Raw genomic sequence first — 6947 nt, forward strand, 5'->3', positions numbered from 1 at the left:
AACGCCTGCTGCAAAAATACCAACACACAGGCCAATTCGTCGGCGGCATCCTGCTGTGTGCCGTTGCCGGTATGGCCGCCGCCGTCGGGGGCATACAGCCAGCTTTGCGGGGAATGTTCCCGCAGTTTGGCGTAAAACTTGAGCGCATGCGCGGGGTGGACGCGGTCGTCGGAAAGGCTGGTGGTCATCAGTGCGGGCGGATAATCTTTGCCGTCTGAAAGATTGTGATAAGGCGAATGCGCCGCCCAATAATCGCGGCAAACGTCGTATTTGAGCGGATTGCCGTATTCGTCCGTCCAACTCGCGCCGGCCGAAAGCAGCGGGTAGCGGAGCATATCGGTCAGCGGCATTTCGCACACCAGCGCACCGACGCTTGCGGGCGCGCGTACAAAGGCGGAAGCGGCCACCAAGCCGCCGTTGCTGCCGCCCTGCAGGGCAATCCGTTCGGGCGAACTCAATCCGCGCGCGCATACGTCGCGCACGACGGCCAGCAGGTCGTCGGTGCTCTTATGCTTGTGCAAACCCTGCGCGGCCTGGTGCCATTGCGGGCCGAATTCGCCGCCGCCGCGCACGTTGGCCAATACAAAAGCATTGCCCTTTTCCAGCCAGTATTTGCCGATACTGCCGAGATAATGCGGCAGCTCGGGTACGCCGAAGCCGCCGTACACATACACCAGCGTCGGCGTATCGGACGAGGCCGTTTTACCGACGTGGTAATACGGGATTGGGGTACTGTCGTCGGAAATTGCCTGAAACTGGCGCACTTCAATGCCGTCCGAATCAAACTGTTGCGGCTGGCGGCGCATGACGGTCAGCTCCATCACATTCAAATCCAGCGCATACAGCGTCAGCGGCGTGGTGAAATCGCTGGCGGCCAGATACACCACATCGCCGCCCCACGGCTGGTCGGCGATTTCCAAGGCCCCCGAAGGCAGGCGCGGCAATTCGGTTTCCTGCCACATGCCGTCTGAAAAACGCCATGCTTTCAGACGGCCTTGTACGTTTTCCAAAGTGTTGGCCACCACAAAATGCCGCGTGGTTTCCACGCTTTCCAAAGCCTGCGTTTCGTCGGGCGCAAACAGCAACTGCGCCGCGCCCGGCTCGCCCTTGTTCAGCCGCACCGCCACCAGCCCGCCCTTGGGATAACTCTGGTTGGCGCGTTTCCAGTCTTTACGCAAAGTCAGCAGCAGATGGCCGCACAGATAACCCACCACATCGCAATCTTCCGGCAGGTTCAGCGGCTTGACCCCGCCGTTTTTCGCCACCTGCAAATACGTTTTGGTATAAAAACCGCCGGAAGCCTCGATTAAATCAATCGGCGAACCCTGCGGGTCGAGATAACGCCACGCATTGACCATCATGCCGTCCGCATCGATTTGGAACACGGGCGTGCTTTCCTCAAAACTCTGCCCCCGCTCCACCAGCCATACCTCGCGCGGATAGCCCGAAGCCGTCATCTGCCGCTCGTCCCACGCAGGGCATACCCACACGCTGTTTTCATCGCGCCACGAAATATGGTTTTTGCCCGCCGGAAAGTGAAAGCCGCCCTCCACCAACCGCCCTTGCGCCAAATCCATTTCCAAGGTATAGGCCGTATCGCCGCCCGCCCGGCTGAGGGTCAGCAGCGCACGGTGCGGCTGCTCGACCAAGTGCGACACCCCGCCGAGGTAAACATCGTCGCCCAAAATTTCATCGAAATCCGCCACCGAAAACAATACCTCCCACTCGGGATAACCGCTGCGGTAAGTGGCGGCGGTGCACACGCGGTACACGCCTTTCGGGTGCGCCGCATCCTGATGGAAATGGTACATGCGCGCACGGTGTTCCTGACAAAACGGAATCTGCCGCGTATCCTGCATCTGCACCAAAATGCCGTCTGAAAGTTTGCGTGCTTGCGGATGATCCAAAAAACGCGCCACCGTTTCCCGATGGGCGGCGGCGGCAAAGTTTTGCGTATCGGCGGAATCTAAGTTTTCAAAATGAAGATAAGGGTCTTGATGGGGCATGGTACGGGGAATCTGCAGTTAAAGCCGTCTGAACGTGGCGGGTTGGGTCGGAAACCCAACGCCTTTGAAGCATGAATGATGTGTTGGCAACCTAATCCATGCGGTACGGCCAGTCAAAATAAACAAACCGCAATTATAGCAAAAAGGCATGACAAAGGCCGTCTGAAATCCGACTACACCCGGCAGCCGGATTTCAGACGGCCTTTTTGCCACCCCGTTAAAACTTCAAATCCGCATTTTTAATATCCGTCACCAGCATATGCCCGGGCGCATGGGTAATGCAGAAATCGGGTTTGGAATTCATCACGACAGACTGCGGCGTCACCCCGCACGCCCAGAATACAGGCGTTTCATTCTCCCGTATCGTGACCGCCTCGCCGAAATCCGGGCTGTTGATGTCGGCGATACCGATATACGCCGGATGGCCGATATGTACGGGCGTACCGTGTACGCGCGGCATGGCGGCGGTAATGTTGACCGCCTTCACAATCTGCTCCGGCGGCAGCGGGCGCATGCTCACCACCATATTGCCGGAAAACACGCCTGCCGGCTCGCACGGAATATCGGTCAGATACATCGGCACATTGCGTCCTTCCTCAATATGGCGCACGCTCACGCCGCTTTCCAGCAGCTCGCTTTCAAACGAAAAACTGCAACCGATTAAAAACGCCACCAAATCATCGCGCCAATACGCCTCGACATTATCGAACTCGCCCACCAATTCCCCGTGTTCGTAAATCCGGTATTTCGGCAAATCGCTGGCAACATTGCAGTCTTGCGCGATGGTTTTCAGATAAGGCGAACCCGTATCGCCCACTTCCAAAATCGGGCAGGATTTGGGATTGCGCTGGGCAAACAGCAAAAAATCGTAGGCGTATTTTTTCGGCAATACCGCCATATTCGCCTGCGCATAACCCAAACACATCCCCGAAGTCTGCGTATTCAGACGGCCTTCGCGAAACAGGCGGCGCACATCGCGCGGGTGCATACCGGCATAATTCATGGTTTCTCCTCCTTGATTGTTGGGCAAGAAACGGACGCATTGCCGCTTCATGAAAACCATTTTATAACCAAATCCATCCGGTTTGAAACCGGGTGGAAAGGAAGACGGCGCAAATCTCTGCCGTCATTCCCGCGCAGGCGGGAATCCACCTATGGACGTGTGGTAACTGATTTTAAAAATAGGTTACTTAATATCCAAAGTGGATTCCCGCCTGCGCGGGAATGACGGCAAAGAGATTTTCAAAATATTTGGAATTTTGAAAAAGTCTAAAATCTAAGGTCTCAAGCCGCCTGAAAAGCAATTCATTACTTTCAGACGGCCTTTAGGTTTATAATCATTTCTTTTACTGAAATATCCTGACCGCCATGACCGACTTAGACACCAAACGCCGCCAAACCCAAGCCATGCTGGACCAAGCAGAGCTGCTGTTCGACCGGGTCGAATGCGAAGCGGCGCTGGAAAAAATCGCCGCCGAAATCACCCGCGACTTAGGCGGCCAATACCCGCTGCTGCTGCCGGTAATGGGCGGTGCGGTCGTCTTCACCGGCAAGCTGCTGCCGCTTTTGCGCTTTCCGCTGGATTTCGACTACATCCACGTTTCCCGTTACGGCGACAAATTACAGGGCGGCAATTTCAACTGGAAACGCATGCCCGCCCCGGAGCAAATCCGCGGCCGCCATGTCGTCGTATTGGACGACATTCTCGACGAAGGCCACACCATGGCCGCCATTCAGGAAAAGCTGCTGGAAATGGGCGCAGCCAGCTGCCGCGCGGCGGTATTCGCCAACAAATTGATTGACAAGGAAAAACCGACCAAAGGCGATTACGTCGGCTTAAACGTACCCAACCGCTATGTGTTCGGCTACGGCATGGACGCGGCCGGCTGCTGGCGCAATCTGGACGAAATCTACGCGCTGAACCAGGCATAACCGGCAGGCCGTCTGAAAAAGCAGGCAGCATATTCACGCACACTTCTTTTCAGACGGCCTTGTTTTCCGCTACGCCACAACCATATATCCGCCGTATTAGAAGAACACTTAGGAACCCTCATGATCGGTTTGCTCATCATTACCCACGAAACCGTCGGCGAAGCCTACCGCGGCCTGACCAACCATTTTTTCCCGCAAGGCTTCCCCGAAAGCGCCCGCATTCTCGGCGTACAGCCGTCTGAAAACCAAGACGACATCATCAACCGCGCCATTGCGGAAATCCAAGAATTCCCCGAAAACAACGGCGTATTGATTATGACCGACATCTTCGGCGCCACCCCCTGCAACGCCGCCCGCCGTCTGGTGCGCGCCGGCAAATCCGCCATTCTCACCGGCCTGAACGCGCCGATGATGATTAAAGCCGTATCTTACGCAGAAAAATCCGACAACCTGCACACCTTTACCGAACAAGTGCGCGAAGCCGCCGTCAAAGGCATTTTCGCCATCACCGAAGAACCCGAAGGCCTGGTCTGCCGTGCCGAGGGCAACACCAAAGCTTTTCAGGCCGTCTGAAAAGCCGCGCCGCCCCGCCTGTTTGCCGACCCACCCTTTTTCAGACGGCCTCCGCCAAGAAGAAAACGCCATGCAGAAACAATCCATCGAAATCATCAATAAATTGGGCCTGCACGCCCGCGCATCCAGCAAATTCACCCAAACCGCCTCGCAATTCCAAAGCGAAGTATGGGTCACCAAAAACGGCAACCGCGTCAACGGCAAAAGCATCATGGGCTTAATGATGCTGGCCGCCGCCAAAGGCAGCGTCATCGAGCTGGAAACCGACGGCCCCGACGAAGCCGCCGCCATGCAGGCGCTGGCGGATTTAATCAACGACTATTTCGGCGAAGGCGAATAAAATGAGCATCGTCTTACACGGCGTCGCCGCCGGCAAAGGCATCGCCATCGGCCATGCCCACCTGATTACGCGCGGCACCGCCGAAGTGCCCCAATACGACATCGAAGCCTCGCGCATCGATGCCGAAGTCGCCCGCTTCGAAACCGCCATCAAAGCCACCCGCCGAGAATTGGAGCAGCTGCGTAACGCCATTCCCGAAAACGCCCCCACCGAGCTCGGCGCATTCATCTCCCTGCACCTGATGCTGCTGACCGACGTAACCCTGTCGCGCGAGCCGATCGACATCCTGAAAGAACAGCACATCAACGCCGAATGGGCGCTCAAGCAGCAAAGCGACAAACTCTCCGCCCAGTTCGACAGCATCGACGACGCCTATCTGCGCGAACGCAAACAAGACATGCTGCAAGTCGTCCAACGCATCCACAACCACCTGGCCGGCCTGGGCAACGACCTCAACCTGGCCGACAACCCCTTTGAAGACACCATCCTGATTGCCCACGACTTATCGCCCGCCGATACCGTACTCTTCAAAGAACAGCACATCACCGCCTTCGTGACCGACATCGGCGGCCCCACCAGCCATACCGCCATTTTAGGGCGCAGCCTCAACATCCCCTCCGTCATCGGCCTGCACAACGCCCGCAGCCTGATTACCGAAAACGAAACCGTCATCGTCGACGGCATCAACGGCATCCTGATTATCGCCCCCGACGAACCCGTTCTCAACGAATACCGCCGTCTCGAGCGCGAATACCGCAGCCATAAGCGCGAACTCAACAAGCTGAAAAAAACCGCCGCCACCACCGCCGACGGCATCAACATCGAACTTTCGGCCAACATCGAATCCGCCGAAGACATCAAAGCCCTGCACGCCGTGGGCGCAGACGGCGTCGGCCTGTTCCGCAGCGAATTTCTCTACCTCAACCGCGACACCCTGCCCACCGAAGACGAGCAATACGAAGTGTACAGCGGCATCGTCAAAAAAATGAAAGGCAAGCCGCTCACCATCCGCACCGTCGATTTAGGCGTGGACAAAAACCCCCGCTGGTTCGGCCAAAACGCCACGCCCAACGGCAGCCTCAACCCCGCACTCGGCCTGACCGGCATCCGTCTCTGCCTGGCCGAGCCGGTGATGTTCCGCACCCAAATGCGCGCCATCCTGCGCGCCGCCGCCCACGGCCCCGTACGCCTCATGTGGCCGATGATTACCTCCGTATCCGAAGTGCGCCAATGCCATGTCCACCTGGAAACCGCGCAGAAACAGCTCGCCGAGCGCGGCGAAACCTTCGGCGACATCTCCGCCGGCTGCATGATTGAAATCCCCTCCGCCGCCCTGACCGTCGGCAGCATTTTAAAACTGGTCGATTTCATCTCCATCGGCACCAACGACCTGATCCAATACGTTTTATCGGTCGACCGTGGCGACGACGCCGTCAGCCATCTCTACCAACCCAGCCACCCGGCCGTGCTGAAAATGGTGCAGCACATCATCAAAACCGCCAACCGCATGGAAAAAAGCGTGTCCGTCTGCGGCGAAATGGCCGGCGACACCACCTTCACCCGCCTCCTGCTCGGCATGGGCCTGCGCCGCTTCTCCATGAACCCGAACAACCTTTTGGCCGTGAAAAACATCGTCCTGCAAAGCGACACCGCCAAGCTGGAAGACGCCGCCGCCAAAATCCTACGCAACGAAGACCCGGAAAAATCGGAAAAACTCTTCAAGCAGCTCAACCTCATCACCGGCGACGCCTGATGATGCCAAGCAAAAGCCGTCTGAAAAATCCGTGTTTTTCAGACGGCTAAATTATCTACCGTTTCAAGCCATATCTGATATTTCAGCAACCTGTCCCCTCCCCTGTATCAAACGGGGGAGGGCTAGGGTGGGGGCTGTTCATCTATAGTCGGAGTGTAAATTCTGATACAAGGCGGCAAGGCGCAGACAGTACAAATAGTACAGCAAGGAGAGTCAGCACCGTAGCAGAAATTACACTTCGACTATATTGAGATATTTTTATTGTTTTCAACAATATATTAATTTTTACAGACAGAAAATCGCCAGATTTTCGTCATTCCCGCGCAGGCGGGAATCCAGAAGC

Annotated in this window: 6 protein-coding genes; 4 read left to right on the forward strand and 2 right to left on the reverse strand. The window is 56.8% G+C overall.

Annotated features, from left to right (window positions below; genetic code table 11):
* Both BDE01S_RS06945 and BDE01S_RS06950 read right to left on the reverse strand, forming a co-directional pair.
* Positions 1–2006: prolyl oligopeptidase family serine peptidase (locus tag BDE01S_RS06945; protein ID WP_066079266.1), on the reverse strand; the 2006-nt coding region annotated here is incomplete at its 3' end.
* Between the two features lie 217 nt (positions 2007–2223).
* Positions 2224–3009 carry a putative hydro-lyase gene (locus tag BDE01S_RS06950; RefSeq protein ID WP_066079269.1) on the reverse strand — a complete coding sequence of 262 codons (786 nt, stop codon included), beginning with the start codon at positions 3007–3009 and terminating at the stop codon, positions 2224–2226.
* Between the two features lie 365 nt (positions 3010–3374).
* On the opposite strand from BDE01S_RS06950, the gene BDE01S_RS06955 reads away from it, so the two are divergent.
* From BDE01S_RS06955 to ptsP, 4 genes are all read left to right on the forward strand, one after another.
* Complete coding sequence (locus BDE01S_RS06955; RefSeq protein ID WP_066079272.1) at positions 3375–3938, forward strand: hypoxanthine-guanine phosphoribosyltransferase; 564 nt, start codon at positions 3375–3377, stop codon at positions 3936–3938.
* A gap of 120 nt (positions 3939–4058) precedes the next feature.
* Positions 4059–4511, forward strand: coding sequence for a PTS sugar transporter subunit IIA (locus BDE01S_RS06960; protein WP_066079275.1), 453 nt, complete (start codon positions 4059–4061; stop codon positions 4509–4511).
* A 70-nt stretch (positions 4512–4581) separates the two neighbouring features.
* Positions 4582–4851 carry an HPr family phosphocarrier protein gene (locus tag BDE01S_RS06965; RefSeq protein WP_066079281.1) on the forward strand — a complete coding sequence of 90 codons (270 nt, stop codon included), beginning with the start codon at positions 4582–4584 and terminating at the stop codon, positions 4849–4851.
* A 1-nt stretch (position 4852) separates the two neighbouring features.
* The gene (gene ptsP, locus BDE01S_RS06970) at positions 4853–6604 is read left to right on the forward strand and encodes a phosphoenolpyruvate--protein phosphotransferase (protein ID WP_066079278.1); all 1752 of its coding nucleotides are present in this window, start codon (positions 4853–4855) and stop codon (positions 6602–6604) included.
* The last annotated feature ends 343 nt before the right edge of the window (positions 6605–6947 follow it).

This window comes from Bergeriella denitrificans NBRC 102155 (assembly GCF_001592185.1).
GTDB classification, from domain to species: Bacteria; Pseudomonadota; Gammaproteobacteria; order Burkholderiales; family Neisseriaceae; genus Neisseria; species Neisseria denitrificans.

Bases quoted from the DNA above. Each gene is read 5' to 3' on its own strand.
- BDE01S_RS06965 (WP_066079281.1), top strand. From the start codon at position 4,582: ATGCAGAAACAATCCATCGAAATCATCAATAAATTGGGCCTGCACGCC.
- BDE01S_RS06950 (WP_066079269.1), bottom strand. From the start codon at position 3,009: ATGAATTATGCCGGTATGCACCCGCGCGATGTGCGCCGCCTGTTTCGC.
- BDE01S_RS06960 (WP_066079275.1), top strand. From the start codon at position 4,059: ATGATCGGTTTGCTCATCATTACCCACGAAACCGTCGGCGAAGCCTAC.
- BDE01S_RS06955 (WP_066079272.1), top strand. From the start codon at position 3,375: ATGACCGACTTAGACACCAAACGCCGCCAAACCCAAGCCATGCTGGAC.
- ptsP (WP_066079278.1), top strand. From the start codon at position 4,853: ATGAGCATCGTCTTACACGGCGTCGCCGCCGGCAAAGGCATCGCCATC.